The sequence below is a fragment of the Bradyrhizobium sp. LeoB3 genome, assembly GCF_055456055.1.
Genome location: NZ_JBVBEF010000105.1, coordinates 1 through 26,225, shown reverse-complemented (window position 1 = coordinate 26,225; position 26,225 = coordinate 1). Strand labels below are relative to the sequence as shown.

Here is a 26,225-nt window from a genome sequence, read left to right as displayed (position 1 = left end):
TGGTCCTACCCCCGTGCTTTTTGTTGCACGGGACCCATGGGTGCAACCGGCACCCGGCTTTCCCTGCGCCCTCTGTTTGGTGAGAGGGTGGAAAGTAAAGCAAAGCTCGGACGCATGGCGCCGCGACAATGCGAACTCACATCCTCACGCTGTTTGACAGTTGAATCAGCTCTCACCCCGTCGTCCCGGGCTTGACCCGGGACCCATAACCACAGGCTTTGGTGATGTGCTCCGCTGCAACCGCTCGCTCGCGCCACAACAGCTCCCTGTGGTTATGGGTCCCCGCCTTCGCGGGGACGACAGAGTCGTAGGATGGGTAGAGCGGAGCGAAACCCATCATTCGCGCGGCTTGTTCCATCGCGATGGGTTTCGCTGCGCTCTACCCATCCTACGGGATCGCAACAGCACCTCACACCGGCAGCGCGATCGAATACTTCACCTGGCTCAATGCAAAGCTCGACTCGATCGAGGCGATACCGTCGAGCCGCGTCAGCTTGTTCTTCAGGAACGCTTCATAGGAGGAGAGGTCGGCGGCGACGACGCGCAGGAGATAGTCACGGTTGCCCGTCATCAGATAGCATTCCAGAACCTCGTCCCATTTCGAGATCGCGCGCGCGAAGCGGTTGAGGTCTTCCTCCTTCTGCCGCGCCAGCTTGATCGAGATGAAGACGCTGACATGCAGCCCGAGCGCCTTCTGGTCGACGGTGGCGATATAGCGCGTGATCACGCCGCGCTCTTCCAGGAGCTTCACGCGGCGGTGACACGGCGAGACCGACAGGCCGACCTTGTCGGCGAGCTCCTGCATGGTCATGCGGCTGTCGGTCTGCAGCAGGCTGAGGATCTTGCGGTCGATGGCGTCTAGCGCTGGCATTGGGATGAACTCGCAGTTTGGAAGCAGGACGTGGGAATTTATCCCAATCCTGGACGGTATGTCGCAAGAAATTGAGATTTTTGCCGATGGCGACACCGCTAAAATCGGCGCATATTTGAATCACGCCCGGAGCACGATCATGGGAATTGCGCCCGCTCGCCTGGAACTGTTGTCCGCGCTGGCGCGGAAGGTGCTCTGGCTGTCGTCATGGACGATCCATCACGCCAACCACATCCGCGCCAATGCGGATGGGCTGAAGGTCGGCGGCCACCAGGCATCATCAGCCTCGCTCGCCAACATCATGTCGGCGCTCTATTTCTCGGTGCTGCGCCCACAGGACCGCGTCGCGGTGAAGCCGCATGCGAGCCCTGTGTTCCATGCGATCCAGTATCTGTTCGGGCATCAGACCCGCGAGAAGCTGGAGAATTTTCGCGGCTACAAGGGCGCGCAGTCCTATCCATCGCGCACCAAGGACGTCGACGACGTCGATTTCTCCACCGGCTCGGTCGGGCTCGGCGTGGCGCAGACGCTGTTCGCCTCGCTGGTGCAGGACTACGTCAAATCGCACGGCTGGATGCAGGACCGTCCCGAAGGCCGCATGATCGCGCTGGTCGGCGATGCCGAGATGGACGAGGGCAACATCTTCGAGGCGCTGCTCGAAGGGTGGAAGCACGGGTTGCGCAACACCTGGTGGGTGGTCGACTATAACAGGCAGTCGCTCGATGCCGTCGTGCGCGAAGGATTGTGGGCCAAGTTCGAAACCATGTTCCGCAATTTCGGCTGGGACGTGGTCATCGTCAAATATGGCAAGCTGATGCTCGAGGCTTTCGCCGAGCCGGGCGGGGAGGCGTTGAAGCGCTGGATCGACAATTGCCCGAACCAGATGTATGCCGCGCTCTGCTTCCAGGGCGGCGCTGCCTTCCGCAAGCATCTGCAGGACGACATCGGCGACCAGGGACCGGTCTCGGCCCTGATCGACCGCCGCAGCGATGAGGAGCTGCTGGCGCTGATGTCCAATCTCGGCGGCCATGACATGGCGAGTATGATCGAGGCGTTCGAGGCGATCGATCACGATCGTCCGGTCTGCTTCATCGCCTACACCATCAAGGGCGTCGGCCTGCCGTTCCAGGGCCACAAGGACAACCATGCCGGCTTGATGACGGTCGCGCAGATGGAGAAATGGCGCGCGAGCCAGAACATCCGGCCGGGCCATGAGTGGGAGAAGTTCGAAGGCCTGTCGCAGGATCCGGCCGCGCTCGAAGCGTTCCTGGGCGAGGCGCCATTCAACCGCGAGGGACGGCGCCGGCTGGAGGCGCCTCAGATTGAAGTGCCGCCGCAACTTGCCTACAAGCCGTCGGCGCAGATGTCGACGCAGCAGGGCTTTGGCCTGGTGCTGAACGAGATCGCCCGTGGTGATAGTGCGCTCGCCTCGCGCATCGTCACGGTGTCGCCCGATGTCACGGTGTCAACCAATCTCGGCGCCTGGGTCAACCGCCGCGGCCTGTTCGCGAAGGCGGAGAACCACGATCTGTTCCGGCAGGAGAAGATTCCCTCCGCCTACACCTGGGAATATTCGCCGAAGGGACAGCATTTCGAGCTCGGGATCGCCGAGATGAACCTGTTCATCCTGCTCTCGGCGCTCGGGTTGTCGCACCAGATTAACGGCGAGCGGCTGCTGCCGGTCGGCACGCTCTACGATCCCTTCATCGAGCGCGGCCTCGATGCGCTGAACTATGCCTGCTACCAGGATGCGCGCTTCATGGTGGCGGCGACGCCATCGGGCGTGACGCTGGCGCCCGAAGGCGGCGCGCATCAGTCGATCAAGACGCCGCTGATCGGCATCGGCCAGGATGGGCTCACCGCATTCGAGCCTGCCTTCGTCGACGAACTCGCGGTGATGATGGGATGGGGCTTCCAGCACATGCAGCGTGAGGGCGGCGAGGGCGGCTCGGTTTACTTGCGGCTGTCGACCCGGACCATCGAGCAGCCGCAGCGGATCATGACGGGCGAACTGCAGCGCGACATCACCGACGGCGCCTATTGGCTGCGGCGGCCGGGGCCGAACTGTGATATCGTGGTTGCCTATACCGGCACGGTTGCGCCGGAGGCGATCGAGGCGGTTGGTTTCATCGGCGAGAGCCATCGCGATGTCGGCCTGCTCGCCATCACCTCCGCTGACCGGCTTCATGCCGGATGGACCGCGGCACGGAATTTGCGTCGTGACCGGCGCGGCGTGCAGCATCTCAGCCATGTCGAAAAGCTGCTCTCGGTCCTGCACCGCGACTGCGGTCTCGTCACCGTGCTCGATGGCCATCCGGCTTCGCTCGGCTGGCTAGGCAGCGTGCGCGGCCATCGCGTCGAGGCATTGGGGGTGGAGCATTTCGGCCAGACCGGCTCGATCGGCGACCTCTATCGCCACCACGGCATCGACGCCAACGCCATCATCGATGCCGCCGAAGCGGTAACCATCGGGGCCCCGGTGCGGCACCGCAAAATGGCGGTGTAAGGCAGGAGGACGGAGAGGGGAGGGAGCGACAGCGAGCCGTCTTGCCACCATCGCAAGGCTGATCTTATATCCGGTGTCCGCCGCATCGCGGCGCCACCGCATATGGCGGGTTCAACTGATCAAGCTTTCGTGCAAGGATGCCTGCCGAACGCTTCCGTTCTGTTCTCCATACGCCCCGCACAAGAGGTTTCCGATGGTCAACCGCCTGCAATTCTATATCGACGGCGCCTGGGTCGATCCCGTCGTCAAGAAGTCCACCCCCGTCATCAATCCGGCGACCGAAGAGGCGATGTATGAGGTGGCGCTCGGCTCCAAGGTCGACGTCGACAAGGCTGTGGCTGCCGCCAAGCGCGCCTTCGAGACCTATTCGCAGACCAGCCGCGAGGAGCGCGTCGCGCTTTTGACCAAGATCGTCGAGATCTACAAGCGCCGCATGAAGGAGATCGGCGCCGCCGTCTCCGACGAGATGGGCGCCCCGCTCCCGATGGCGGAGAAGCTGCAGGCCGGCGCTGGCCTCGGCCATCTCATGAACACTTTAGAAGTCCTCAAGAAGTACGAGTTCGAGGAGACCATGGGCACCGCCGTGATCGTGCGCGAGCCGGTCGGCGTCATCGGCATGATCACGCCCTGGAACTGGCCCTTGAACCAGATCGCCTGCAAGGTCGCGCCCGCGCTGGCGGCCGGCTGCACCATGATCCTGAAGCCGTCCGAGTTCACGCCGACCTCGGCGCTGATCTTCGCCGAGATCCTCGATGAAGCCGGCGTGCCGAAGGGCGTGTTCAACCTGCTCAACGGCCTTGGCCCCGAAGTCGGCGCCGCCATGAGCGAGCATCCTGATATCGACATGATTTCGTTCACCGGTTCGACCCGCGCCGGCGTCGATGTCGCCAAGCGCGCCGCGCCGACCGTCAAGCGCGTGAGCCAGGAACTTGGCGGCAAGTCGCCGAACGTCATCCTCGACGACGCCGACCTTGTAAAGGCGGTGACCGGCGGCGTCATGCACATGTTCAACAATTCCGGCCAGTCCTGCAACGCGCCGTCGCGGATGATCGTGCCGCTGTCGAAGATGAAGGAAGTGGCCGCGATCGCCAAGGGCGTCGCCGACAAGACCAAGGCCGGCGATCCCCGCGCCGACGGCACCACCATCGGCCCGGTCGTCAACCGCGGCCAGTGGGACAAGATCCAGGCGCTGATCCAGAAAGGCATCGACGAAGGCGCAACGCTTGTCGCCGGTGGTCCTGGCCTGCCGGAGGGCGTCAACAAGGGCTTCTACGTCCGCCCGACCATCTTCGCCGACGTCACCAACGAGATGACGATCGCCCGCGAGGAAATCTTCGGGCCGGTGCTGACCATCATCGGCGCCAAGGACGAGGAAGACGCGGTGCGCATCGCCAATGACACGCCCTATGGTCTCGCGGGCTACGTCTCCGCCGGCACGGTTGAGCGTGCGCGCAAGGTCGGTCGCCAGATCCGCGCCGGCAACGTCAACCTGCAGGGCGTTCCGAACGAACGCACCGCGCCGTTCGGCGGCTACAAGCAGTCCGGCAACGGCCGCGAATGGGGCAGGTTCGGCCTGGAAGAATATCTCGAGGTGAAGGCCGTCGCCGGCTTCAACGCGGCGTAAACCCTTTCACGACACCATTGCGGCGTCGGGGCTCTCGCTCCGGCGCCGTGTTTCTACCCGCCGAGCGCGCCTTGCGTGTTCACATAAAGCGCATAGATCGACTGGCTGGCGGCCATGAACAGGCGGTTGCGCTTGAGGCCGCCGAAGCAGAGGTTGGCGCAGCGTTCCGGCAACGCGATCCGGCCGATCATGACGCCGTCGGGCGCGAAGATGACGACGCCATCGAGTTCGGGATCGCCCATGCCCCAGCCGCACCAGAGGTTGCCGTCGATGTCGCAGCGCATGCCGTCGGGCGTGCCCGGGCCGGCATCGACGAAGACGCGCTTGTTGGCAATCTTGTCGCCACCAGGCGCGACGTCATAGGCAAGAATCTTGCGGTTCGGCGCGCCGCGGGATTCCACGATGTAGAGGATCTTCTCATCCGGCGAGAAGCACAGCCCGTTCGGCCCCAGGACGCCCTCGGCGACGATGGTCGCTTTGCCGGTCTCGCCGTCGATCCGGTAGACGTTGGCATCGATCTCGGGCTCGGCCTTGTAGCCTTCATAGTTGCCGAGCAGGCCGAAGATGGGATCGGTGAACCAGATCGATCCGTCGGACTTCACGACAACGTCATTGGGCGAGTTCAGCCGTTTGCCGCCAAAGGAGTCGATCAACACCGTGATCGAACCGTCATATTCGGTGCGCACCACGCGGCGGCCGCCGTGCTCGCAGGTGACGAGCCGGCCCTGCCGATCGCGGGTGTTGCCATTGGCGAAGTTGGAGGGCTTGCGGAAGATGCTGACCGCGCCGGTTTCCTCTTCCCACTTGATGATGCGCTGGTTGGGGATGTCACTGCACAGGAGATAACGCCCGTCACCGAACCAGACCGGGCCCTCGGCCCAGCGTAGGCCGGTGGTCAGCCGTTCCACCGCCGAGAGCTTGAGCCAGTATTTCTCGAAGCGCGGATCGAGCGCATGGATCGCGGGATCGGGATAGAACGTCGCCGGACGCCAGCCGGCGGGATGCGTATCGGACATTTGCTGTTCTCGTTGTGATGTTTCCTCGCGCCTCATTTTGCTATCATTGTCAGACACCGACCGCAAATCGGCGGAAACAACGAGCGAAGAAACGGGGGACGAAATGCCACGCATCCTGATGACCGGCGCAGCCGGCGGTATCGGCTCCAGCCTGCGCAAGCTGCTGCCGCCGATCTATCCCGACCTCGTGCTCAGCGATCTCAAGGCGCCAACCGATCTGGGCGCAAACGAAACATTCAAGCCTGCCGATCTCGCCGACCTCGCGCAGGTCGAGGCGATCTGCGAGGGCGTCGACGGCATCCTGCATTTCGGCGGCTATTCGGTCGAGGGCCCCTGGGATTCCATCCTGCAGTCCAACATCATCGGCTGCTACAATCTGTTCGAGGCCGCTCGCAAGAAGGGCGTGAAGCGCGTGATCTTCGCTTCCTCGAACCACGCGGTCGGCTTCTATCCGCGCCATCACCGTATCGGCACCGATGTCACTGCGCGTCCCGACAGCCGCTACGGCGTCAGCAAGGTCTTTGGCGAGGCGGTCGGCGCGCTCTATGCCGACAAGCACGGTTTGAACGTGACCTGCCTGAGGATCGGCAATTTCGGTGACAAACCGCTCGATCATCGCCGGCTCTCGATCTGGCTGAAGCCGGAGGACTTGGTGCAGCTCTGCCGCATCGGGCTCGAGCATCCCGATATCCATTTCGAGATCTTTTACGGCGCCTCCCACAACGAACGCGCCTGGTGGGACAATCACCGTGCCTACGATCTCGGCTATCGCCCGACCGGCCGCGCGGAGGAGTTCCGCGAGCACGCAATGGCCGAGCAGGCCAAGCTGCCACCCGATCCGGTCAGCGACTTCTACCAGGGCGGCGCGTTCTGCGGCATGGAGTTCGACGGTGATGAGGGAAGGATCATCGATTGGAAGAAATAGTCAGTCTTCGCATGGAGGAAGTTGCTTGAACTCCTCCGGCCGCTGCCGCTGCAATTCCTTTAAACTTTGCTGGGCTTCTTCAAATACGCGAGGTTCACTTCCTGGTCCGTCGTAGACTTTGGCGAAATCAACCGAGGAAAACAGGATTTTGATCTCTTGGCCGTTCGTATCGAGCGCTTTTGAGGTTATCGTTTGAGAGCGCTTCAATCGCCCGATGAGTTCGTTGTCAATCTTAAGTGTGCCTACGCAGCTGGTGGGGTAACAACGAGGATTGGCTATGGAAATCGGGTCATCTTGGTCGATCTGAACACTGATTGGTCCGTCGAGCCCGCGTCTCGTTCCGAACTGCGCGGACAAGGTCGCGCCGTCGTTCTGTAAGGCGATTGTAAGGCTGCCGCCGGCCGGCTGACATGAACCGCTTGCACCGATCCCGACGAAGCAGTTTGCGTTGTTGTTCAGACAAATTTTGATCCACGGCTGGTATGCGAGCTGCGTGGCGCGAGGATCGGCAGCCAAGCCTGCGCTAAGGAGTGTGAGATATGCTGTGATCGACGAAAGTAACATATGCACGAATTTCATGAGCACGCCGTCCCGATTGCGATGAGCCTGGTTTGCTATTGCGTCTTTGTTGTCGCCCGTGATGCGCCGGAGATAATAATCGATTAGATACGACCCTTTGGATGTTCGGCTAGCCCTGCCGGGTAGCTAGGTATCCAACGTTGACAACAATCTGCCAGGCTCCTTTAGTGCCTGCACTGTAACCGAAGGAAACAAGAAAATGGCTGAAGGTCTGCGCAAGGGGCTGACGAGCTATGGCGACGCCGGGTTCTCGCTATTCCTGCGCAAAGCCTTTATCAAGGCGATGGGCTATTCGGACGACGCGCTCGATCGTCCGATCGTCGGCATCACTAATACCTATAGCGACTACAATCCCTGCCACGGCAACGTCCCGCAGATCCTCGAGGCGGTGAAGCGCGGCGTGATGCTGTCAGGTGCGATGCCGTTCGTGTTCCCGACGATCTCGATTGCCGAGAGCTTTGCCCATCCGACCTCGATGTATCTGCGCAATCTGATGGCGATGGACACGGAGGAGATGATCCGCGCCCAGCCGATGGACGCGGTGGTCGTGATTGGCGGCTGCGACAAGACGCTGCCGGCGCAGATCATGGCCGCGGTCAGCGCCGATCTGCCGACGGTCGTCATCCCCGTCGGACCGATGGTGGTCGGCCATCACAAGGGCGAGGTGTTAGGGGCCTGCACCGATTGCCGGCGGTTGTGGGGGAAATACCGGGCTGGCGAGATCGACGATAACGAGATCGAGGCGGTCAACGGCCGGCTCGCGCCTTCGGTCGGCACCTGCATGGTGATGGGCACCGCCTCCACCATGGCCTGCGTCACCGAGGCGCTCGGACTGTCGCTGCCGATGAGTGCGACGATCCCGGCGCCGCACGCTGAGCGCTTCCGCTCCGCGGAAGCGAGCGGCAGGACCGCCGCCGCGATGGCAAAGGCCAAGGGGCCGAAGCCGAGCGAAATCCTGACGCCGGCCTCGTTCCGCAATGCGCAGGTCGTATTGCAGGCGATCGGCGGTTCGACCAATGGTCTCATCCATCTGACTGCCATCGCACATCGCTCGCCGCACAAGATCGACCTCGAAGCTTTCGATAAGCTCGGCCGCGAGGTGCCTGTTTTGGTCGACCTGAAGCCATCGGGCGAGCATTACATGGAGCATTTCCATCATGCCGGCGGCGTGCCGAAGCTGATGGCGCAGCTCGGCGATCTCATCCATCTCGATGCGAAAACCATCACGGGGCAGACGCTGCGCGAGGTCGTTGCGGCAGCCGAGGACGTGCCGGGGCAGGATGCGATCCGCTCGCGCCAGAATCCGATCAAGGCCGAGGGCGCGATGGCGATCCTGCACGGCAATCTGGCGCCGCGCGGCGCAGTCATCAAGCAGTCCGCCGCGAGCCCGAAGCTGTTGCAGCATACCGGGCGCGCCGTCGTGTTCGAATCCGTCGAAGACATGACGCTCCGCGTCGATGATCCCGAATTGGATGTCACCGCCGACGACGTGCTGGTGCTGCGCAACGCCGGACCCAAGGGTGCGCCCGGCATGCCCGAGGCAGGGTATCTCCCGATCCCCAGGAAGCTTGCACGTGCCGGTGTGAAGGACATGGTGCGGATTTCGGATGCGCGCATGAGCGGCACGGCGTTCGGCACCATCGTGCTGCACATCACGCCTGAATCGGCCGTCGGCGGTCCGCTGGCGCTCGTGAAGAACGGCGACATGATCCAGCTCGATGTCGCCAAGCGCCGCATCGATCTTCTGGTCGACGAGGCCGAATTGCAGAAGCGCCGCGCCGCGCTGGCCCCGCGGGCTACGCCCGATTGGGCGAAGCGCGGCTATGCGCACCTCTTCAACGAGACCATCTTGCAGGCCGATGAAGGCTGCGATTTCGATTTCATGCGCGTCGGTGGGAAGGAGTAGGACTCCAACTTATTTCGACTTGCTGGTGAATTTTTTCACGGCGATGCGGAATTCATCCGTCTGCATGCAGTCGATGATGGCGTCGCGCTCGGCGTCGAGTTGCGCCTGGATCGGCGTCGTCGGCGCGCGGTGAATCAGGGCCTTGGTCGCGGCCAGCCCTGCCGGCGCATTCTGCGCGAGCCTCAGCGCAAACTCGCGTGTCGCGGCCTTCAGCTCGATTGCCGGAACCACCTTCGCGACGAGGCCCCAATCGTAAGCCTGCGCCGCCGAAAAACCGTCCTCGGCCAGGAATATCTGCAGCGCACGGCGAGGCCCAACGCTCGCGGCAAGTCCGACGGTGCCGCCGCCATCGGGCGAGACGCCGATTTTGGCATAGGCCGGCGTGAAGCGGGCGTCTTCGGCCGCGATGCAGAGATCGGCAACGAAGGCGAGCGACAGGCCGGCGCCGGCCGCCGAACCGTGCACGCTCGCCAGCACGAGCTTGGGCATCCGCCGGAGAGCCGCGATGAAGGCGTGGTAGTGCTTGAGCAGCTCGCCGACCACCGGCATGACCTTGTCAGCTTCGACCGCAGCACCAATGGTTTGCAGATCGCCGCCGGCGCAGAAAGCGCGGCCCGCGCCTTCGATCACCAGCACGCGGATATTGTCGTTGCCCTCGACTTCAGCGCCAAACTGCTCGAGCTTCTTTGCGATCGACAGATCGATCGCGTTGAAGGCCGCCGGCCGGTTGAGGGTAATTGTCGCAATCGCGCCGTCGATGTTAAGCAGCGCCGGGTCGGTAGCAGAGGGTGTTGGCATGAGCGGCCTCCGGGATGGTTGGCCGACATTTAAGGCGCAGATCGCAGGGGTGACAATCCCACTCTCCATAAAATGCCGCCTTATTTGGTTTCGCCGCCGGAAACACTCTTGCATCGCGGCAAAGCATGAGGCCAAATGGCGCCTGCCATCGTTCGGGACGCGGACACGAGCGCCGCACGGACGACGCGAACAAGCCAACATCTAAGTGAGGAAATGGCATGGGTCGCTTCAGCGCGCTCGTAACTGGATTGTTGCGATGACGACAGGACCGGTGATCATCGTCGGCGCGGGGCATGCCGGCTTCCAGCTAGCGGCGTCCCTGCGGCAGGACGGCTTTGCCGAGCGCATCGCGCTCATCAATGACGAAGGCCATCTGCCATACCAGCGTCCGCCTTTGTCGAAGGCTTACCTCAAGGGAACCGGCGGGCCGGCGACGCTGATGTTCCGACCGGGAAAATTCTATCTCGACCAGGGCATCGAACTGATCACCGATCGGTCCGTGTCGATCGATCGTGCTGCGCGAAAGATCATGCTCCATTCCGGCGCGTCGCTCGATTACGGGCACCTGGTGCTTGCGACCGGCGCACGCAACCGGCTGCTCGATATCCCCAATGCCAATCTGGAAGCGGTGCGCTACCTGCGTACCCTGGACGAGAGCGAAGCGTTGCGACATCTGCTCAAGCCCGGCCTGCGCGTCGTCGTGATCGGCGCCGGCTTCATCGGGCTGGAGTTCGCCGCAACCGCGCGCGCGAAGGGGCTTGAGGTCGATGTGGTCGAACTGGCGGGACGCGTCATGGCGCGCGCGGTGACGGCGGAAATCTCCGGCTACTTCCAGTCGTGGCATACGGCCGCCGGCATCCGCATCCATCTCGGCGTTCAGGTCACGAGCATCGAGGCCGATGGCGCCAGGGTGACCGGCGTCAGCCTCAGCGACGGCCGGCATATCCCGGCCGACCTCGTCGTGGTCGGCGTCGGTGTGTTACCGAATGTCGAGATCGCGGCGGAAGCCGGCTTGCCGGTGGCGTCCGGCATCATCGTCGACGAGCATCTGCTCACCTCGGATCCGAATATCTCGGCCATCGGCGATTGCGCGCTCTACAAGAGCGAGCGGTTCGGCGGCTCGCTACGGCTGGAGTCGGTGCAGAACGCGACCGACCATGCCCGCTGCGTCGCCGCGCGGCTCACGGGCCATGCGAAAGCCTATGATGGGCTGCCGTGGTTCTGGAGCGACCAGGGGCCCGACAAATTGCAGATGGCAGGCCTGACCACCGGCTATGATCGCGTCGTGGTGCGCGGTGATCGCGAGCAGGGACAGTTCTCGGCATTTTGTTATCGCGATGGCCATCTCGTCGGCATCGAATCCGTCAACCGTGCCGGCGACCATATGTTCGGCCGAAGATTGCTCGGCGCTGGCGGCTCGATCACGCCGGAGCAGGCGGCCGATCCGTCGTTTGATCTCAAGAGCGCATTGAAGTGAATTTGTCGGGTGGGCAAAGCGCAGCGCGCCCACCTTCGAGAGCACAGCATGAAATGGTGGGCACGCTACGCTTTGCCCACCCTACGTGTTGAGTATATTCGCAACCTCTGCCGCAGTCGGCATCGATGGCGCGGCGCCCATTCGTTGCACGCAGATGGATGCGGCGGCGGTGGCGTAACCCAGCGCATCACGAAGATTGTTTCCGCCGGCGAGTTGCGAGGCCAGTGCGCCGACGAAGCAATCGCCGGCGCCCGTGGTGTCGATCGCCTCGACCTCGCGCCCGGCCACGATCAGCGGCTCATCTTTGACCAGCGCCAGCACGCCGCGTTTGCCGAGCGTGACGCAGATGATTCTGTCGCTTCCCGCCAATGAATGGGCGGCATCGATAAAGCGGGTGTAATCGTCGTTGTCGCGCAGCTCGCGTCCCGTCAGCAAGCCCAGTTCGGTTTCGTTGAGGACGAGAATATCGACGAGGTCGAGCAATTCGCCGTCGAATTTCCTGGCCGGTGCGGGATTGAGGACCGTGGTAGCACCGGCGGCGCGGGCGCTCTTGAAGAAGGCGGTGATAGCCGCCTGCGGGATTTCGAACTGGCTCACCGCAATGTCGCCCTTTGCCAGCACGGGCATTGCGACGTTGCCGGCATCGACCAGTGCATTCGCGCCGGGCACCACGACGATGGTGTTATCCGCATCCGCGACGGTGATGATCGCGGTGCCCGTATGCGCCTCGGGCGTGTCCTTGACGAAGCTGAGGTCGACGCCTTGGGCTGCGAGGAACGTCCGCAACTGCTCTCCGAAAGCGTCCTTGCCCAGCCGGCCGATCAGCGTGGTTGGCGCGCCGAGCTTGGCGGCGGCGACGGCCTGGTTGGCGCCTTTGCCGCCGGGGAAATAGAGCACAGCGCTGCCCGCGACGGTTTCGCCGACGCGCGGGTGACGCTCGGCGGTTGCGACCACATCCATGTTGATGCTGCCGGCGACGAAAACCCGCCGCATGCCAAGAGCGCTCCCTTACGCGTTGATCTGGAACTCCCGCTTCACCGCCTCGATGTCGGTAAGCGTCGGCAGGCCTGCCTCGTTGCCGAGCTTCTGGATCTTGTAGGTCGACGCCGCGCGCGCGAACTCGAAATGATCGCTCCAGGTTTTGCCGGGATGGGCGAGATAGGAATAGATATAGGCGCCATGGAACACATCGCCGGCGCCGTTGGTGTCGATCACGCGCTCGCGCGGGATCGGCAGCGCAGGCGTGGTGCGGACCACGCCGGCTTCGTCATACCAGAGCAGGCCCTTCTCGCCCTGCGTCACTCCGCCAACCCGGCAGCCGCGGCCCTTGAGATAATCGAGCATCTTTTCCGGCGTCAGGTCCATCTGCTCGCAGAGGCGCTCGGCGACGATCGCGACGTCGATATATTCCAATAGCTCATGGGTGTTGGTGCGCAGGCCGCCGCCGTCGAGCGAGGTCAGGATGCCATCCTCGCGGCAAAGCTTTGCATAATGAATGGCAGCGTCCGGCTGGTGGCCGTCGATATGCAGCGCGCGGCAGCCCTTCAGGTTCAACAGCGGGAAGGGATGAATATGCTCGTCGTCGCGGCAGCGGACGATGGCGCGCTTGCCATCCTTCGGCATGATGAAGGACAGCGAGGATGAGTTGACCTTGCGCGGATGGACGGAGATTCCGTACTTCGCGGCCATGTCCCAGAACATCCGCCCGAGCCAATCATTCGCCATCGTGGCGATCAGGTCCGGCACGATGCCGAGCTTGGCGCAGCAAAATGCCGCAGTGACGGCATTGCCGCCGAAGGAGACCGCATAGGCGTCGGCCACATGTTTCTCGTCGCCGGTCGGCAGATGGTCGGTGATGAAGGTGACGTCGATATAGGTCTGTCCGATGAAGAGGGCCTGCATTCGTTTTCCGTCGTGAGGTGATGGGTGGTCCCGGCGGCAGCTTCAGCTTAGCACCGGATATTATGTGCGTTCGCCGAAATTATTCGCAACCATGCCGTCTTTGCGGCTTGAGATGGCCAAGTGAGCGGACTACCACCGTTCCGGCGTTTGCCAGCATGCCGTCCGATAACGGACGGTGGCTGTCCCGAGTTCCTGGTTGCAATACAATGGGGGTAGGGCGATGACCGTATATTCCGGGCCGGTGTTCGAGATGGCGACGAACCAGTTCAACGTGATCGCCAACCATCTCGAAATCCCCATGGACGAGCGCGACCGGCTGCTGATGCCGAAACGCTCGGTGACGGTCTCCTGCCCAATCCACCGCGATGACGGCACGGTGGCGGTGTTCGAGGGCTATCGCGTTCAGCACCATCTCACCATGGGCCCGACCAAAGGCGGCACCCGCTTCGCGCCCTCGGTCGATATCGGCGAGGTCGCCGCACTCGCGATCTGGATGAGCTGGAAATGCGCCCTTGTCGGTCTTCCCTATGGCGGCGCCAAGGGCGGGGTCAATGTCGACGTGACGCAGATCTCCAAGCGTGAACTGGAGTCGCTGTCGCGGCGCTACATGCAGGAGATGATTCCCTTCGTCGGCCCCCACACCGATGTGATGGCCCCGGACATGGGCACCAATGAGCAGGTGATGGCCTGGTTCATGGATACCTACTCGATGTACCAGGGCCAGACTGTGACCGAGATCGTCACGGGAAAGCCGGTCTCTTCCGGCGGCACGCTCGGCCGGCGCGAGGCGACCGGCCGCGGCGTCGCCTATCTCGCCAGGCGCGTGCTGAAGGAGCTTGGGATCAATCTCTCCGGCGCCACCGCCGTAGTCCAGGGCTTCGGCAATGTCGGTTCCTATGCCGCGCTGGAGTTGCATCACTACGGCCTCAAGATAACAGCGGTCTCCGACCATACCGGCGCGCTCTATGACGAGAAGGGCCTCGACATCCCGGCGCTGATGCACCATGCGCAGCTCCATGGCAGCATCGCGGGCTTCTCCAACGAACTGCATTTCGATCCGGCCGAGGTGCTGACGCTGCCCTGCGACGTGCTGGTGCCGGCCGCGATGGAGCGCGTGATCGACGCTCGCGTCGCCGGCAAGCTCAGGTGCCGCGTGCTGGCGGAAGGCGCCAACGGTCCGACCACGCCGGAGGCCGATCTTGTCCTGGACAAGCGTCGAGATGAAATATTCCTCATTCCCGATATCCTCTGCAATTCCGGCGGCGTGGTGGTTAGCTACTTCGAATGGGTGCAGGATCTGCAGCAATTGTTTTGGGAAGAGGAGGAGGTGATGCGACGCGAATACCAGATCCTCGACCGCGCCTTCGAGACGATGTTGAAGCGCGCGAAGACGGACAACATCCCGCATCGCACCGCGGCGATGGCGATCGGTGTGGAGAAAGTCCGTGCCGCCAAGAACACGCGGGGGCTGTTCCCATGATCACCGCGCTCGACCATGTCGTCGTCCTCACCGGCGATATCGAGGCGGCGACAGCGGCTCATGAGACGCTGTTCGCACGCTCGCCAGCGTGGAAGAACGTCAGCGGCGGCGCGGCGCGGGTGCTGTTCACGCTGGACAACACATCGGTGGAATTGATGGCGCCGAGCGGCGAGGGCGAGAATGCGGGCCGGATTCGCGCCGTGTTGGCATCGCAGGGCGAGGGGTTAGCGAGCCTGTGCTTCCGCACCAACGATATCGAAAAGATGCATCGCAGGCTGGAGCGGCTGACGCTGCGGCCGGAGCCGGTCTCGGAGGTGGAGAGCCAGGACGAGATTTCCGGCGCGACGTTGTCCTGGAAGCGCACCCGCGCCGCCACTGATGCGACGCGCGGCGTGCGGATGTTCTTCCTCGAGCGGGAGCAGGAGCGCCCGCTCTCGGTGCGCACCCAGCCCGCGGGGATCACCGCCATGGATCACGTGGTGGTTGCGACCGCCGATCCCGAACGCGCCGCCGCGCTCTATGGCGCCCGCCTCGGCCTCGACATGGCGCTGGATCGTTCGCACGCAGATTGGGGCCGGCTGATGTTCTTCCGCTGCGGCGATTTGATCGTCGAGGTCGCGCACAAGCCCGGCAAGACCGAGGCCGATGCACCCGACCGCCTGCGCGGCATCTGCTGGCGCGTCACCGACATCGATGCCACCCATGCGCGGCTCGCTGCCGCCGGCGTCGACGTCTCCGAAATCCGCACCGGCCGCAAGCCGGGCACGCGCGTGATGACCGTGCACAGTGGCACCTGCAGCGTCCCGACGCTGCTGGTGCAGCCGTCCGCCCCCGTCGTGGCGTAACGATTCTCTTTCGCTTCGCTCTACCCATCCTACGTCACCGTGACCGCGGAGATTCATTCTCAAACGCCGTCGGGCGTGCTACATCCAACATTCCGACTGAATTGAGCGATCCGATTGGCCAAGGCAAAGCGAGTTCTGAAGTGGCAGCGTGACCCCGAGGGGATGCGGCTGCGCATCCTGGAGGCGGCGAAGGCCGAGTTCGCCACTCATGGGCTCGCCGGCGCGCGCGTCGACAGCATCGCCAAGAAGGCCGGCGCCAACAAGCGCATGCTCTATTACCACGTCGGCAACAAGGAGGACCTCTACCTCGAGGTGCTCGAAGGCGCCTATGAGAAGATCCGCGCCGAAGAACGCGGGCTTGATCTCGAACATCTCGAGCCGCCGGAGGCGATCGCGCGGCTGATCGATTTCACCTGGAACTATTTCATCCGCAATCCGGAATTCCTGGCGCTGCTGAATACCGAGAATCTTGCGAAAGCGCGGCATTTGAAGCGTTCGACCAAGGTCAAATCGATGCATTCGCCGTTCGTCGAGATGATCCGCACGGTGGTCACACGCGGCGTGAAGAGCGGCGATTTCCGCGCCGCGGTCGATCCGGTGCAGCTCTATATCTCGATCGCCGCGCTTGCCTTCTTCTATCTCTCCAACAGCGCGACGCTGAGCGTGATCTTCGGCCGTGATCTCTTGTCGAAGGACGCTCGCGATGAACGGCTGGAGCACATGATTGCACTGGTGCTGGCGGCGTTGACGGGGAAGTCGATCGCAGCGTTCGGCAAGAGCAAGGCGCCGAAGCTGCAGGTGACCGCGCAGCAGGCGGTTTAGCGAAGCTCGAAATTGTTGCATCGCGTCGTCATGGCCGGGCTTGACCCGGCCATCCACGTTTTTCCAAGTCCATAAGGCGTGGATGTCCGGGTCAAGCCGGGGCATGACGACCAAATGCGCTCAAAATGCCGCGCGAAATCGGGCTGGACAGTATTTATCCAACGGGTTAATTTCCGGTCCTAGAAACGGTCAAGCAGGGAAGCGGAACGTGGCGGAGAGCAAGGAAGCGGGTGGCCTGTCGAGGCTGCTGAATGCGGCGTGGGTGCGCCCATTTCTGTTCCTGGTGTTCATTGTGGCGGCGTGGGACCTCGCCATCCGCCTGTTCCACATTCCCGCCTACCAGATCCCGTCGCCGGGCGACGTCGTCGCCGTGCTGCAGACAGACTGGCCGGAGCTGCTGCGGCAGTCGTGGCCGACGACCTATGCGACGGTCTGTGGTTTCCTGTTGTCGGCACTGTTCGGCATTCCCGTCGCGATGCTGATCGCGGGGTCGAGGACGGTGGAGAGTTATGTCTATCCGCTTCTGGTGTTCTCGCAGTCGGTGCCGAAGATCGCGATCGCGCCGCTGTTCGTGGTCTGGTTCGGGTTCGGCATCATCCCCAAAGTGATCTCGGCGTTCCTGCTCGGTTTCTTCCCGGTGGTGGTCTCGGCGGTGCAGGGATTCAAGTCTGTTGACCCTGACATGGTCGATCTCGCGCGTGCGATGCAGGGCAGCCGCTTCCAGGTGTTCCGTGCTGTCAACCTGCCGCATGCGATGCCCGCGATCTTCTCCGGCCTGAAAGTGTCGGTTACGCTGGCGGTGGTTGGTGCCGTCGTCGGCGAGTTCGTCGGCTCCAATTCCGGCATCGGCTATGTGATGCAGCGCTCGATCGGAACCTTTGACCTGCCCACGATGTTCGCCGCGCTGGTGATCCTGGCGCTGCTCGGCGTCATCCTGTTCTGGATCGTCGACCGCATCGAACGCCTGGTTATTCCCTGGCATGTCAGCCAGCGCGAGGACATTATTTTCGCTTCGTGAGTTATCCGGAAGGACAACAACAAGAGGTTTCGCCCGCAATGACGGGGAGAGGGAGGAGAACAAGATGCGACTGATAGCTGTGGTCTTGGCGACGCTGACCTGGACGGCGATGTCGGTGCTTCCGGCATCGGCCGCCGACAAGGTGGTGCTGATGCTCAACTGGTATGTCTATGGCGAGCACGCGCCGTTCTATTACGGCAAGGCCAAGGGCATCTATGCCGCCGAGGGCATCGATCTCGAGATCCAGGAAGGCCGCGGCTCGGCCGCGACCACGCAGGCGGTGGCCGCCAAGACCGCCAATTTCGGTTATGTCGACATTCCCACCATGATGCGCGCGGCGGTGAAGGGCGCGCCCGTCATCGCGACCGGCGTACTCCTGCAGACCAGCCCGATGTCGGCGATGGGCTTCGTCGACAAGAACATCAGGAAGCCAGAGGATATCAAGGGCAAGACGGTTGCGATCACGCCGGCCGATTCGATGACGCAGATTTGGCCGCTGTTCCTGAAGAAGACCGGCCTGAAGGAGAGCGACTTCCAGACGGTTGCCGGCGACGGCCAGACCAAGCTGAATGCGGTCATCAACGGTCAGGCCGATATGTTGCTCGGCTATGTCATGGACCAGTCGATGAAGATCAAGGACGCCACCGGCAAGGACGTCTATCCGATCAAGTTCGCCGATTACGGTATCCATCTGGTCTCCTCGGGCATCATCGCCAACAGCGACTATGTCAAGGCGAATGCCGATCTCGTTCGCCGCTTCATGTCGGCGACGACCAAGGCGGTGGAAGCCGCCGAGAAGGAGCCGAAGGCGGCGGCGCAGTCGATCCTCGATGCCAACCCCAAGGGCGGCAAGATCGACACGCTGACGCAGGGCTTTGAACTGACGATCCCGCTCTATCGCACCGATGAAACCAAGACCAAGCGGCCGTTCCAGGTCACCGACCAGAACATGAAAGACTCCGTCGACCTCATGGTCGAATATGGCGGGCTCGATGCCAAGGCCAAGGACAATCCGAAGGCCTTCTACACTAACGACTATCTGCCGAAGGGCGACTCGTGAAAGCACCTGCAATGAAGCCGGCGACACAGAGCCATGTGGATCAACCAGCCGCGCATCTGCGGCTGGTGTCCGACCGTGCCGCCGGAGAGGCATCCGGCATCAAGCTGTCCGGAGTCTCCAAGACCTACCGCTCTCGCGACGGCGACGTGCCGTCGCTACGGCCGCTTGACTTCCATATCAATCAAGGCGAGTTCTTCGTCGTGGTCGGCCCATCCGGCTGCGGCAAATCGACTTTGCTGAAGATGATCTCCGGACTGCTGCCGCCGACATCAGGCGAGATCCTGGTCGAGGGCGAGCCGGTGACCAAGCCGCACGGCAATGTCGGTATCGTGTTCCAACACGCGCTGCTGCTGCCGTGGCGGAACATCCTCTCCAATGTGATGCTGCCGATCGACATGAAGAAGCTGCCGCGGGAAAAATACCTGCCGCGCGCGAAGGAGCTTCTGAAGCTGGTCGGCCTCGAAGGCTTCGAGAAGAAGCTGCCGTGGCAGCTCTCCGGCGGCATGCAGCAGCGCGCCTCGATCTGCCGCGCGCTGGTGCATGACCCGAAGATCATGCTGATGGACGAGCCGTTCGGCGCGCTGGACGCGATGACCCGCGAGCGCATGAATGTGGAATTGATGCGGATCCAGCGCGAGACCGGCAAGACGGTGCTGTTGATCACGCACTCGATTCCCGAGGCTGTGTTCCTTGCCGACCGTGTGCTCGTGATGACCGAGCGTCCCGGCGCGATTGCGGCGATCTACGACGTGCCGCTGCCGCGGCCGCGCTCGCTGGATGCAATGTCCGATCCGGTCTTCACCGAGCTGGTGCAGCGCATCCGCAAGCACTTCTTCACCCAGGGATCGCTGGACTAGGACATGCAGGGATCGAGTCACCCTGGCGCGGCATCCTCCCACCTCTCCCCGCTGGGGAGAGGTGGAGCCCCGCGGATCCGTTCGTCCAAAATGCATCAGACTGCCGAGGTTTGAAGCTGATGCCGCCCCGTCTCGTTGTCCGAGATATTGCCCTGTTCGAACGTCCGGTTAGCTTTGCCCGGCCGTTCTGCTTCGGCGCGGTCGTGGTCAACGCGACGCCCCAAGCCTTCGTGCGGGTTGAGATCGAGGTGGAGGGGAAGGGCCGGGCGCTAGGTGCGAGCGCCGAATTCCTTGTGCCGAAATGGTTCGACAAGCGGCCAGAGCTTACGCCGGACGAAACGGTGCAGGAGCTGCGGCGGTCGCTCTTGATCGCGCGCGAATTCTATCTCGCCCATTCCGGTTTTGACACCGCGTTCGGCCTGCATGCCGCCTGCATCGGCGCGCAAGTCGCGGCGTGCGCACGCGAGGACATTCCACCGTTGGCGGCAGCCTATGGACCGGCGGAAATCGACAAGGCGATCCTGGATGCGCTGCTCCGCTCCGTCGGCGTCAATTTCTTCGACGGCATGGCGCAGAACGTTGCCGGCATCGATGCGCGGCTATCGCCCGATCTGGCTGACGGTGAAATCGCGGCTTTCCTCGCCGGGCGCAAGCGGCTTGAGCGGGTCGCGATCCGGCACACCGTTGGCCTCGACGACAAGATCGAAGGCGAGGGCGGCGTTGCCGACGCAAGGGAAAACGCCGGCGCGCGCTATTTCAAGCTCAAGCTCAACGGCGATCCCGAACATGATGCGGCGCGGCTGATCCGGATCGGCAATGAGCTGGCGACGCTTCCTTACGACTACAAGGTTACGCTCGATGCCAACGAGCAATATGCCGACCTTGCGGCGCTCGCCACTCTGGTCGACCGCCTCGACCGCGATCACGCAATACAGCCGATCGCTGCAAAGCTGCTCTATATCGAGCAGCCGATGCCGCGCGACATCACCAAGGCCTCGCCGCTCGGCGCGCTGGCTAAAGGCGGCTTCATCATTGACGAGGCCGATGATTCCTACGATGCGTTTCCGGCGGCGCGGGCGCTCGGCTATCGCGGCATCTCCTCGAAATCCTGCAAGGGTCTCTACAAGTCGATCGTCAACGCGACGCGCGCGGCCAAATGGAGCGCGGATGGCGATGCGTTTTTCGTCAGCGGCGAGGACCTGACCTGCCAGGCGGGGCTTGCCGTGCAGCAGGACCTCGCGCTCGGCGCGCTGATCGGCGTCACCCATGCCGAGCGCAACGGGCATCACTATGTCGACGGCTTTGCCGAGACCCCCACCGCCGAGGCGGAGGCATTCCTGTCGGCGCATCCCGATCTCTACGTCCGCGACCGCAAAGTGCGCCTCGCTATCCATGACGGTGATCTCATGACGGGATCGCTGACGACGCCGGGCTTTGCCACGTCAGTGCATCCGGACTGGTCCACCCTGTCGCCGCTGGCGAGGCCAATAGCAAGAATTCTGCAGGAGCAAGCATTATGACCACCAAACGTCTCGGCCTGATCATGAACGGCGTCACAGGCCGGATGGGGCTCAACCAGCATCTGATCCGCTCGATCGTCGCGATCCGCAACCAAGGCGGAGTGCTGCTGTCGAATGGCGACCGCATCATGCCCGATCCGATCCTGGTCGGCCGCGACGCCGAAAAGGTCGGCGCGCTTGCCAAGCGCTTCGATATCGCGCGGGTCACCACCGACCTGGACAAGGCGCTGGCTGATCCCAACGACACCGTGTTCTTCGACGCTGCGACCACCCAGGCGCGGCCCTCGCTGCTGGCCAAGGCGATCAATGCCGGCAAGCATGTCTATTGCGAGAAGCCGATCGCGACCAATCTGGAAGAGGCGATCGCGGTGGTGAAGCTCGCCAACGCCAAGGGCCTCAAGCACGGCACGGTGCAGGACAAGCTGTTCCTGCCGGGCTTGAAGAAGCTCGCTTTCCTGCGCGACTCCGGCTTCTTCGGCCGCATGCTCTCGGTGCGTGGCGAGTTCGGCTACTGGGTGTTTGAAGGCGGGTGGCAGGAAGCGCAGCGACCGTCGTGGAATTACCGCACTGAGGACGGCGGCGGCATCATCCTCGACATGGTGTGCCACTGGCGCTACGTGCTCGACAACCTCTTCGGCGAGGTGCAGAGCATCTCCTGCCTCGGCACGACAGATATCCCCGAGCGCTATGACGAGAAGGGCAAGGCCTACAAGGCCACCGCCGATGATTCCGCCTATGCCACGTTCCAGCTCAAGGGCGGCGTGATCGCGCATATCAACATGAGCTGGGTGACGCGGGTCTATCGCGACGATCTCGTCACCTTCCAGGTCGACGGCACGCATGGCTCGGCTGTTGCGGGGCTGACCGACTGCGTGATCCAGGCTCGGCAGGCGACGCCGCGGCCGGTGTGGAATCCGGACGAGAAGCGGCTGCACGATTTCTATGCCGACTGGCAGAAGCTGCCTGAGAATGACGTCTACGACAACGGCTTCAAGGAGCAGTGGGAGATGTTTATCCGCCACGTCTGCGAGGACGCGCCCTACAAATACACGCTGCTCGAAGGCGCCAAGGGCGTGCAGCTCGCCGAATGCGCGCTTCGGAGCTGGAAGGAGCGGCGCTGGATCGACGTCGAACCGATCAGGCTGTGAGGACAGGATCATGAACAGGCTCGTCCCGCCGATCTCTTCGCTCTCCCTGAAACTGCCGACCTCCGGCGGCGGCCTCGAGACCTATCGTCTCGCGGCGTCGCGGACCTTTCCCGCCAAGCTCGAGGGAACGCTGAACCGCGTCGCGTTCTCGGCGGCGCATGTCGTCGCCGACCCGCGCGCCGACGTCGATCCGTGGCTGACCGCCGCGGTCGACTGGGACAGGACGATCGCGTTCCGCGAACATGTCTGGGATCTGGGACTGGGCGTCGCGGAGGCGATGGACACCGCGCAGCGCGGCATGGGACTGGACTGGAATACCTCGCTGGAATTGATCCGGCGCTCGGTGAGCGCGGCGAAGGCCAAAGGCAATGCGCTGGTGTTTTCCGGCGCTGGCACCGACCACCTCGCGGTGGAGGACGCCAGGACGCTGGACGATGTGATCCGCGCCTATGAGGAGCAGATCGCCGCGATCGAGAAGGTCGGTGGCCGCATCATCCTGATGTGCTCGCGGGCGTTGGCAAAGCTCGGGCGGAGTGCGGACGACTACGCCAAGGTCTACGGCCGCGTGCTGTCGCAGGTCCGCGAGCCCGTGATTATCCACTGGCTCGGCGACATGTTCGATCCGGCGCTTGCGGGCTATTGGGGTACGAGCGATCTCGACAAGGCGATGGACACCGCGGTTGCCATCATCAACGCTCACGCAGGCAAGGTCGACGGCGTCAAGGTTTCGCTGCTCGACAAGCAGCGCGAGATCGACATGCGCCGGAGGCTCGATCCGCGCGTCAAGATGTATACTGGCGACGACTTCAACTATGCCGAACTGATCGCCGGCGACGAGCAGGGTTTCTCGCATGCGCTGCTCGGCATCTTCGATGCGATCGCTCCGGCTGCATCCTATGCGCTGTCGCGATTGGCGGCGGGCGATGAAGCCGGCTTCCACGACGTGCTGGGGCCGACGGTGCCGCTGTCGCGCCACATCTTCAAGGCGCCGACGCGGTTCTACAAGACCGGCATCGTGTTCATGGCCTATCTCAACGGTCACCAGGATCACTTCACCATGATCGGGGGGCAGGAGAGCACGCGCTCGACGCTGCATCTCGCCGAACTGTTCCGCCTCGCCGATGCTGCCGGTCTGCTCGCCAATCCGGAATTGGCGACGCGGCGGATGAAGACGGTGCTGGCAACGCGTGGCGTTGAGTCCTGATGCGCGATTTTTCTTCCGATCACCGCTGGCTGTCGCTGAACACGGCGACGGTCCGCAAGCAGGGCAACCTGGTCGAGATCATCGAAGCCTGCGCGCGCCACGGCATCCGCGCCATCGATCCCTGGCGCGATCAGGTCGCGGCCGTCGGGCTCGATCGCGCTGTGCGTGCGGTGCGCGACGCCGGGCTCGAATTGTCGGGCTATTGCCGCGGCGGCATGTTCGTTGCCGACGCTGCGCATCGGCTTGAGGCGCGCGACGACAACCGCCGCGCGGTCGACGAGGCCGCCGCGCTCGGCGCCTCCTGCATCGTCCTTGTGGTCGGCGGCCTGCCGCAATATTCGCGGCCGGGCAGCGCGGCCTCGAAGGACATAGCGGCAGCGCGCACGCAGGTGCATGACGGGATCGCCGAGATGCTGGAATATGCGAGAGGGACAAAGCTCCCGCTTGCAATCGAGCCGCTGCACCCGGCCTATGCCGGCGACCGCGCGTGCGTGAATACGACCAGGCAGGCGCTTGATATCTGCGACGCGCTGGACCCGCAGCGGAGCGGCATGCTCGGCGTCGCGCTCGATGTCTATCACATCTGGTGGGATCCGGAGTTGATGGGCCAGATCGCGCGCGCGGGCAAAGACCGGTTGCTTGCGTTTCATGTCTGCGACTGGTTGGTGCCGACCAAGGACATCCTCAACGACCGCGGCATGATGGGCGACGGCGTGATCGACATCAAGTCGGTGCGCGTGGCCGTCGAAGCACAAGGGTATGCGGGCTATTCGGAGATCGAGGTCTTTTCCAACGACTGGTGGAGCCGGCCGATGGATGAGGTCTTGCGGATCTGCATCGAGCGGCACCGGACCGCGGTTTAGGGTCGGTACTCAAGGCTCCCTGAAAGCGTGGTCATTGGCCTGCAGTCTGCTGCAGCGTGTTGAACCGCGCTTTCTGCTCGCTGCTCAGCGTGGCATAGAACTCGTCCAGTCTGGCTTGCACCCAATCGGCTGCCTCCAGCATGGCCTCGAGCCGCTTTTCCATCGCCTCAAGCCGTCCGACCGGCGTCAGTGGCACCTCGTCCGGGCAGGCAGCTTGCAGCCCTGCAACCGCTTTCTTCGTCGCGTTGCTCAAACGGTCGAGCGCATCCTTTTGCTTGCCCGCGGGGCGTATCACCGCTTCGATCCGTTCGATCGGCAGCTGCGTCAGGCTGGACTTCGGATCGCCGCAGGCCTCGGACGCTTCCCGCTGCGGCTGCTGTTGCGAACGATCGCCGACATTCGGGCCGAGCGCATTGAATCGTGCCTTCTGCTCATCGTTGAGCGAGTCATAGAACCTCTCCAGCGCCGGCCGCACGATCCTCACCGCCTCGAGCGTGGCGGTGATGCGGTTCGTCATCGCCCGCAAGCGGCCGGGCGGCGTCAGCGCATAGGATTCGCCGCAGGATTGCTTGAACACGTCGGCAGCCTTTGCCGCCGCAATCTTCAATTCATCGAGCAGAGCGCGCTGCTCGGGAGTCGGTTGGACGGCCCGCGTGATGTCGGCAATCGGCCAGGCGGTCACGCCCTTATCCGGAGCTTCGCACACTTGCCGCAGAGCCTCTGGGCTCGCGCTTGGGCGTCCGCGGCCTCGGTATTCGGTGATCGGCGCGCCCGGGTCCGGAGATCTGGCGTAGGCAGAATAGCGGCTATCCGCACCCCAGAACACGGTGTCGACGAAGTCGTCGTAAGCGTAAGCCCAATAGCCGGGTTCGTAGGCATAGGGCCAGAAGGTGTAGTTGAAGATGTCGGAATAGGCGTAGGGCCAGAACACCGGGCCGAGCCAGGCCACAAACACGGCGTGCTTGCCGTGCCGCCAGGCATGGCGGGGGGCCCAGGCCTGCTCCCGGGCCGTGAGCGCTGCTTGGGCTTGCAGGGCATCATTGCTCCGGAACTGTGCGGCAAATCGCCCGCGTGCTGCAGCCGCAACCGAGGCAACAGAAGCCGCGCGCCCAACGGTAGTAGGCTCAGGTCCCAAGCTCTGCAGGCGCGCCTGATCCTGTCGCTGCATGAACTGCTCGCGCTGGAGCAGGCGGTTCTGGGCCTGCAGCAACCGCTCCTGCGCGCGCTGTGCACGTGGGCCTTCTACTTTTTGCGATTGCAATTGCTGCACGCGCTGCTGCAGGCGATCGATACGGGTCTGGCGCTCGGCGCTCTGGCGCGAAAGCATCTCACGCTGCCGCTCCTGCGCAGAGGCGGGCCGTTCGGCCGGTCCCAACTGCTGCATGCGCGCCTGATCCTGTTGCTGCATGCGCTGCTCGCGCTGGAGTAGGCGGCTCTGGGTCTGCAGCAACCGCTCCTGCGCGCGCTGTGCACGTGGGCCTTCTGCCTTTTGCGATTGCAGTTGCTGCACGCGCTGCTGGAGGCGGTCGATGCGGCCCTGCCGATCCGCGGTCTGGCGCGAAAGCGTCTCGCGCTGCCGGTCCTGCACGATTTGCTTTTGCTGCTGGATGCGCTGCTCGCGCTGTTGCGCGCGCTGTTCGATCTGCTGCTGTCGTGGCGGCCGCTCGCTCACCGTCGGCGGTGTGCTCGGGCGCGACGGTGTAGCGATATGGGGTGTCGGTCGCGGTGCCATCGCCGGACGCTGCGGCGGCGTAGCAACGCGTGGGGCGGCCGGGCGCGACGGCGCGGCGACGTGGGGCGTTGG

General features: G+C 63.6%; 22 protein-coding genes. 15 read left to right on the top strand and 7 right to left on the bottom strand.

Features of this window, described 5'->3' with window-relative positions:
* Positions 1 to 409: 409 nt before the first annotated feature.
* Positions 410 to 871, bottom strand: a complete 462-nt coding sequence (locus ACZXDY_RS38030) for an Lrp/AsnC family transcriptional regulator (RefSeq protein WP_028165031.1) — start codon at positions 869 to 871, stop codon at positions 410 to 412.
* Between the two features lie 139 nt (positions 872 to 1,010).
* Here ACZXDY_RS38030 and ACZXDY_RS38025 point away from each other — a divergent pair, with 139 nt between their 5' ends.
* Positions 1,011 to 3,377: a transketolase gene (locus ACZXDY_RS38025; protein ID WP_028165030.1), complete on the top strand. Its 2,367-nt coding sequence runs from the start codon at positions 1,011 to 1,013 to the stop codon at positions 3,375 to 3,377.
* 193 nt (positions 3,378 to 3,570) lie between these two features.
* Positions 3,571 to 5,001 (top strand): aldehyde dehydrogenase family protein, encoded by a 1,431-nt coding sequence (locus tag ACZXDY_RS38020; RefSeq protein ID WP_464349069.1) that lies wholly within the window; start codon positions 3,571 to 3,573, stop codon positions 4,999 to 5,001.
* A gap of 53 nt (positions 5,002 to 5,054) precedes the next feature.
* Here ACZXDY_RS38020 and ACZXDY_RS38015 read toward each other — a convergent pair whose 3' ends face one another.
* Complete coding sequence (locus ACZXDY_RS38015; RefSeq protein ID WP_464349068.1) at positions 5,055 to 6,017, bottom strand: SMP-30/gluconolactonase/LRE family protein; 963 nt, start codon at positions 6,015 to 6,017, stop codon at positions 5,055 to 5,057.
* A 103-nt stretch (positions 6,018 to 6,120) separates the two neighbouring features.
* Here ACZXDY_RS38015 and ACZXDY_RS38010 point away from each other — a divergent pair, with 103 nt between their 5' ends.
* The gene (locus ACZXDY_RS38010) at positions 6,121 to 6,942 is read left to right on the top strand and encodes an NAD-dependent epimerase/dehydratase family protein (protein ID WP_464349067.1); all 822 of its coding nucleotides are present in this window, start codon (positions 6,121 to 6,123) and stop codon (positions 6,940 to 6,942) included.
* Here the strand turns inward: ACZXDY_RS38010 and ACZXDY_RS38005 are convergent, their stop codons facing one another.
* Positions 6,943 to 7,521 carry an invasion associated locus B family protein gene (locus ACZXDY_RS38005; protein ID WP_464349066.1) on the bottom strand — a complete coding sequence of 193 codons (579 nt, stop codon included), beginning with the start codon at positions 7,519 to 7,521 and terminating at the stop codon, positions 6,943 to 6,945. It abuts the gene before it with no gap.
* A 199-nt stretch (positions 7,522 to 7,720) separates the two neighbouring features.
* Between ACZXDY_RS38005 and ACZXDY_RS38000 the strand changes: the two genes are divergently transcribed.
* A complete protein-coding gene (locus tag ACZXDY_RS38000) occupies positions 7,721 to 9,427 on the top strand; it encodes an IlvD/Edd family dehydratase (protein WP_464349065.1) in 1,707 nt (568 codons plus the stop codon).
* 9 nt (positions 9,428 to 9,436) lie between these two features.
* Here ACZXDY_RS38000 and ACZXDY_RS37995 read toward each other — a convergent pair whose 3' ends face one another.
* A complete protein-coding gene (locus tag ACZXDY_RS37995) occupies positions 9,437 to 10,225 on the bottom strand; it encodes an enoyl-CoA hydratase/isomerase family protein (RefSeq protein WP_464349064.1) in 789 nt (262 codons plus the stop codon).
* Between the two features lie 256 nt (positions 10,226 to 10,481).
* Between ACZXDY_RS37995 and ACZXDY_RS37990 the strand changes: the two genes are divergently transcribed.
* Positions 10,482 to 11,702, top strand: a complete 1,221-nt coding sequence (locus tag ACZXDY_RS37990) for an NAD(P)/FAD-dependent oxidoreductase (RefSeq protein WP_464349063.1) — start codon at positions 10,482 to 10,484, stop codon at positions 11,700 to 11,702.
* Between the two features lie 81 nt (positions 11,703 to 11,783).
* Here ACZXDY_RS37990 and rbsK read toward each other — a convergent pair whose 3' ends face one another.
* Both rbsK and ACZXDY_RS37980 read right to left on the bottom strand, forming a co-directional pair.
* Positions 11,784 to 12,695 carry a ribokinase gene (rbsK, locus tag ACZXDY_RS37985; protein ID WP_464349062.1) on the bottom strand — a complete coding sequence of 304 codons (912 nt, stop codon included), beginning with the start codon at positions 12,693 to 12,695 and terminating at the stop codon, positions 11,784 to 11,786.
* 15 nt (positions 12,696 to 12,710) lie between these two features.
* The gene (locus tag ACZXDY_RS37980; RefSeq protein ID WP_464349061.1) at positions 12,711 to 13,604 is read right to left on the bottom strand and encodes a sugar kinase; all 894 of its coding nucleotides are present in this window, start codon (positions 13,602 to 13,604) and stop codon (positions 12,711 to 12,713) included.
* Between the two features lie 220 nt (positions 13,605 to 13,824).
* On the opposite strand from ACZXDY_RS37980, the gene ACZXDY_RS37975 reads away from it, so the two are divergent.
* The 10 genes from ACZXDY_RS37975 to ACZXDY_RS37930 all read left to right on the top strand — a co-directional run bounded on the left by ACZXDY_RS37975 (position 13,825) and on the right by ACZXDY_RS37930 (position 24,421).
* Entirely contained in the window at positions 13,825 to 15,084 is a 1,260-nt protein-coding gene (locus ACZXDY_RS37975) for a Glu/Leu/Phe/Val family dehydrogenase (RefSeq protein ID WP_464349060.1), read from the top strand.
* Positions 15,081 to 15,929 carry a VOC family protein gene (locus ACZXDY_RS37970; RefSeq protein ID WP_464349059.1) on the top strand — a complete coding sequence of 283 codons (849 nt, stop codon included), beginning with the start codon at positions 15,081 to 15,083 and terminating at the stop codon, positions 15,927 to 15,929. The genes ACZXDY_RS37975 and ACZXDY_RS37970 overlap by 4 nt, the downstream gene beginning before the upstream one ends.
* Before the next feature lie 114 nt (positions 15,930 to 16,043).
* Positions 16,044 to 16,751, top strand: a complete 708-nt coding sequence (locus ACZXDY_RS37965; protein WP_196237303.1) for a TetR/AcrR family transcriptional regulator — start codon at positions 16,044 to 16,046, stop codon at positions 16,749 to 16,751.
* Between the two features lie 208 nt (positions 16,752 to 16,959).
* Entirely contained in the window at positions 16,960 to 17,769 is an 810-nt protein-coding gene (locus tag ACZXDY_RS37960; RefSeq protein ID WP_028165017.1) for an ABC transporter permease, read from the top strand.
* A gap of 64 nt (positions 17,770 to 17,833) precedes the next feature.
* Positions 17,834 to 18,829, top strand: coding sequence for an ABC transporter substrate-binding protein (locus tag ACZXDY_RS37955; protein ID WP_051396830.1), 996 nt, complete (start codon positions 17,834 to 17,836; stop codon positions 18,827 to 18,829).
* An 11-nt stretch (positions 18,830 to 18,840) separates the two neighbouring features.
* Complete coding sequence (locus tag ACZXDY_RS37950; protein ID WP_028165015.1) at positions 18,841 to 19,686, top strand: ABC transporter ATP-binding protein; 846 nt, start codon at positions 18,841 to 18,843, stop codon at positions 19,684 to 19,686.
* A 119-nt stretch (positions 19,687 to 19,805) separates the two neighbouring features.
* A complete protein-coding gene (locus ACZXDY_RS37945) occupies positions 19,806 to 21,206 on the top strand; it encodes a hypothetical protein (RefSeq protein ID WP_464349058.1) in 1,401 nt (466 codons plus the stop codon).
* A complete protein-coding gene (locus ACZXDY_RS37940; protein WP_464349057.1) occupies positions 21,203 to 22,354 on the top strand; it encodes a Gfo/Idh/MocA family protein in 1,152 nt (383 codons plus the stop codon). Before ACZXDY_RS37945 ends, ACZXDY_RS37940 begins: the two co-directional genes overlap by 4 nt.
* A gap of 10 nt (positions 22,355 to 22,364) precedes the next feature.
* Positions 22,365 to 23,558, top strand: coding sequence for a dihydrodipicolinate synthase family protein (locus ACZXDY_RS37935; RefSeq protein ID WP_464349056.1), 1,194 nt, complete (start codon positions 22,365 to 22,367; stop codon positions 23,556 to 23,558).
* The gene (locus ACZXDY_RS37930) at positions 23,558 to 24,421 is read left to right on the top strand and encodes a sugar phosphate isomerase/epimerase family protein (RefSeq protein WP_464349055.1); all 864 of its coding nucleotides are present in this window, start codon (positions 23,558 to 23,560) and stop codon (positions 24,419 to 24,421) included. Before ACZXDY_RS37935 ends, ACZXDY_RS37930 begins: the two co-directional genes overlap by 1 nt.
* A gap of 31 nt (positions 24,422 to 24,452) precedes the next feature.
* Here ACZXDY_RS37930 and ACZXDY_RS37925 read toward each other — a convergent pair whose 3' ends face one another.
* Positions 24,453 to 26,093, bottom strand: a complete 1,641-nt coding sequence (locus ACZXDY_RS37925) for a Spy/CpxP family protein refolding chaperone (RefSeq protein WP_464349054.1) — start codon at positions 26,091 to 26,093, stop codon at positions 24,453 to 24,455.
* Positions 26,094 to 26,225 lie beyond the last annotated feature (132 nt).

What these genes read in the sequence shown, in the direction of transcription:
- ACZXDY_RS38005 (WP_464349066.1), bottom strand. Translation starts at nt 7,521, where the DNA reads ATGAAATTCGTGCATATGTTACTTTCGTCGATCACAGCATATCTCACA.
- ACZXDY_RS37930 (WP_464349055.1), top strand. Translation starts at nt 23,558, where the DNA reads ATGCGCGATTTTTCTTCCGATCACCGCTGGCTGTCGCTGAACACGGCG.
- ACZXDY_RS38030 (WP_028165031.1), bottom strand. Translation starts at nt 871, where the DNA reads ATGCCAGCGCTAGACGCCATCGACCGCAAGATCCTCAGCCTGCTGCAG.
- ACZXDY_RS38000 (WP_464349065.1), top strand. Translation starts at nt 7,721, where the DNA reads ATGGCTGAAGGTCTGCGCAAGGGGCTGACGAGCTATGGCGACGCCGGG.
- ACZXDY_RS38025 (WP_028165030.1), top strand. Translation starts at nt 1,011, where the DNA reads ATGGGAATTGCGCCCGCTCGCCTGGAACTGTTGTCCGCGCTGGCGCGG.
- ACZXDY_RS37975 (WP_464349060.1), top strand. Translation starts at nt 13,825, where the DNA reads ATGACCGTATATTCCGGGCCGGTGTTCGAGATGGCGACGAACCAGTTC.
- ACZXDY_RS38010 (WP_464349067.1), top strand. Translation starts at nt 6,121, where the DNA reads ATGCCACGCATCCTGATGACCGGCGCAGCCGGCGGTATCGGCTCCAGC.
- ACZXDY_RS37940 (WP_464349057.1), top strand. Translation starts at nt 21,203, where the DNA reads ATGACCACCAAACGTCTCGGCCTGATCATGAACGGCGTCACAGGCCGG.
- ACZXDY_RS37950 (WP_028165015.1), top strand. Translation starts at nt 18,841, where the DNA reads ATGAAGCCGGCGACACAGAGCCATGTGGATCAACCAGCCGCGCATCTG.
- ACZXDY_RS37935 (WP_464349056.1), top strand. Translation starts at nt 22,365, where the DNA reads ATGAACAGGCTCGTCCCGCCGATCTCTTCGCTCTCCCTGAAACTGCCG.
- ACZXDY_RS37980 (WP_464349061.1), bottom strand. Translation starts at nt 13,604, where the DNA reads ATGCAGGCCCTCTTCATCGGACAGACCTATATCGACGTCACCTTCATC.
- ACZXDY_RS37945 (WP_464349058.1), top strand. Translation starts at nt 19,806, where the DNA reads ATGCCGCCCCGTCTCGTTGTCCGAGATATTGCCCTGTTCGAACGTCCG.
- ACZXDY_RS38015 (WP_464349068.1), bottom strand. Translation starts at nt 6,017, where the DNA reads ATGTCCGATACGCATCCCGCCGGCTGGCGTCCGGCGACGTTCTATCCC.
- ACZXDY_RS37970 (WP_464349059.1), top strand. Translation starts at nt 15,081, where the DNA reads ATGATCACCGCGCTCGACCATGTCGTCGTCCTCACCGGCGATATCGAG.
- ACZXDY_RS38020 (WP_464349069.1), top strand. Translation starts at nt 3,571, where the DNA reads ATGGTCAACCGCCTGCAATTCTATATCGACGGCGCCTGGGTCGATCCC.
- ACZXDY_RS37955 (WP_051396830.1), top strand. Translation starts at nt 17,834, where the DNA reads ATGCGACTGATAGCTGTGGTCTTGGCGACGCTGACCTGGACGGCGATG.
- ACZXDY_RS37990 (WP_464349063.1), top strand. Translation starts at nt 10,482, where the DNA reads ATGACGACAGGACCGGTGATCATCGTCGGCGCGGGGCATGCCGGCTTC.
- rbsK (WP_464349062.1), bottom strand. Translation starts at nt 12,695, where the DNA reads ATGCGGCGGGTTTTCGTCGCCGGCAGCATCAACATGGATGTGGTCGCA.
- ACZXDY_RS37995 (WP_464349064.1), bottom strand. Translation starts at nt 10,225, where the DNA reads ATGCCAACACCCTCTGCTACCGACCCGGCGCTGCTTAACATCGACGGC.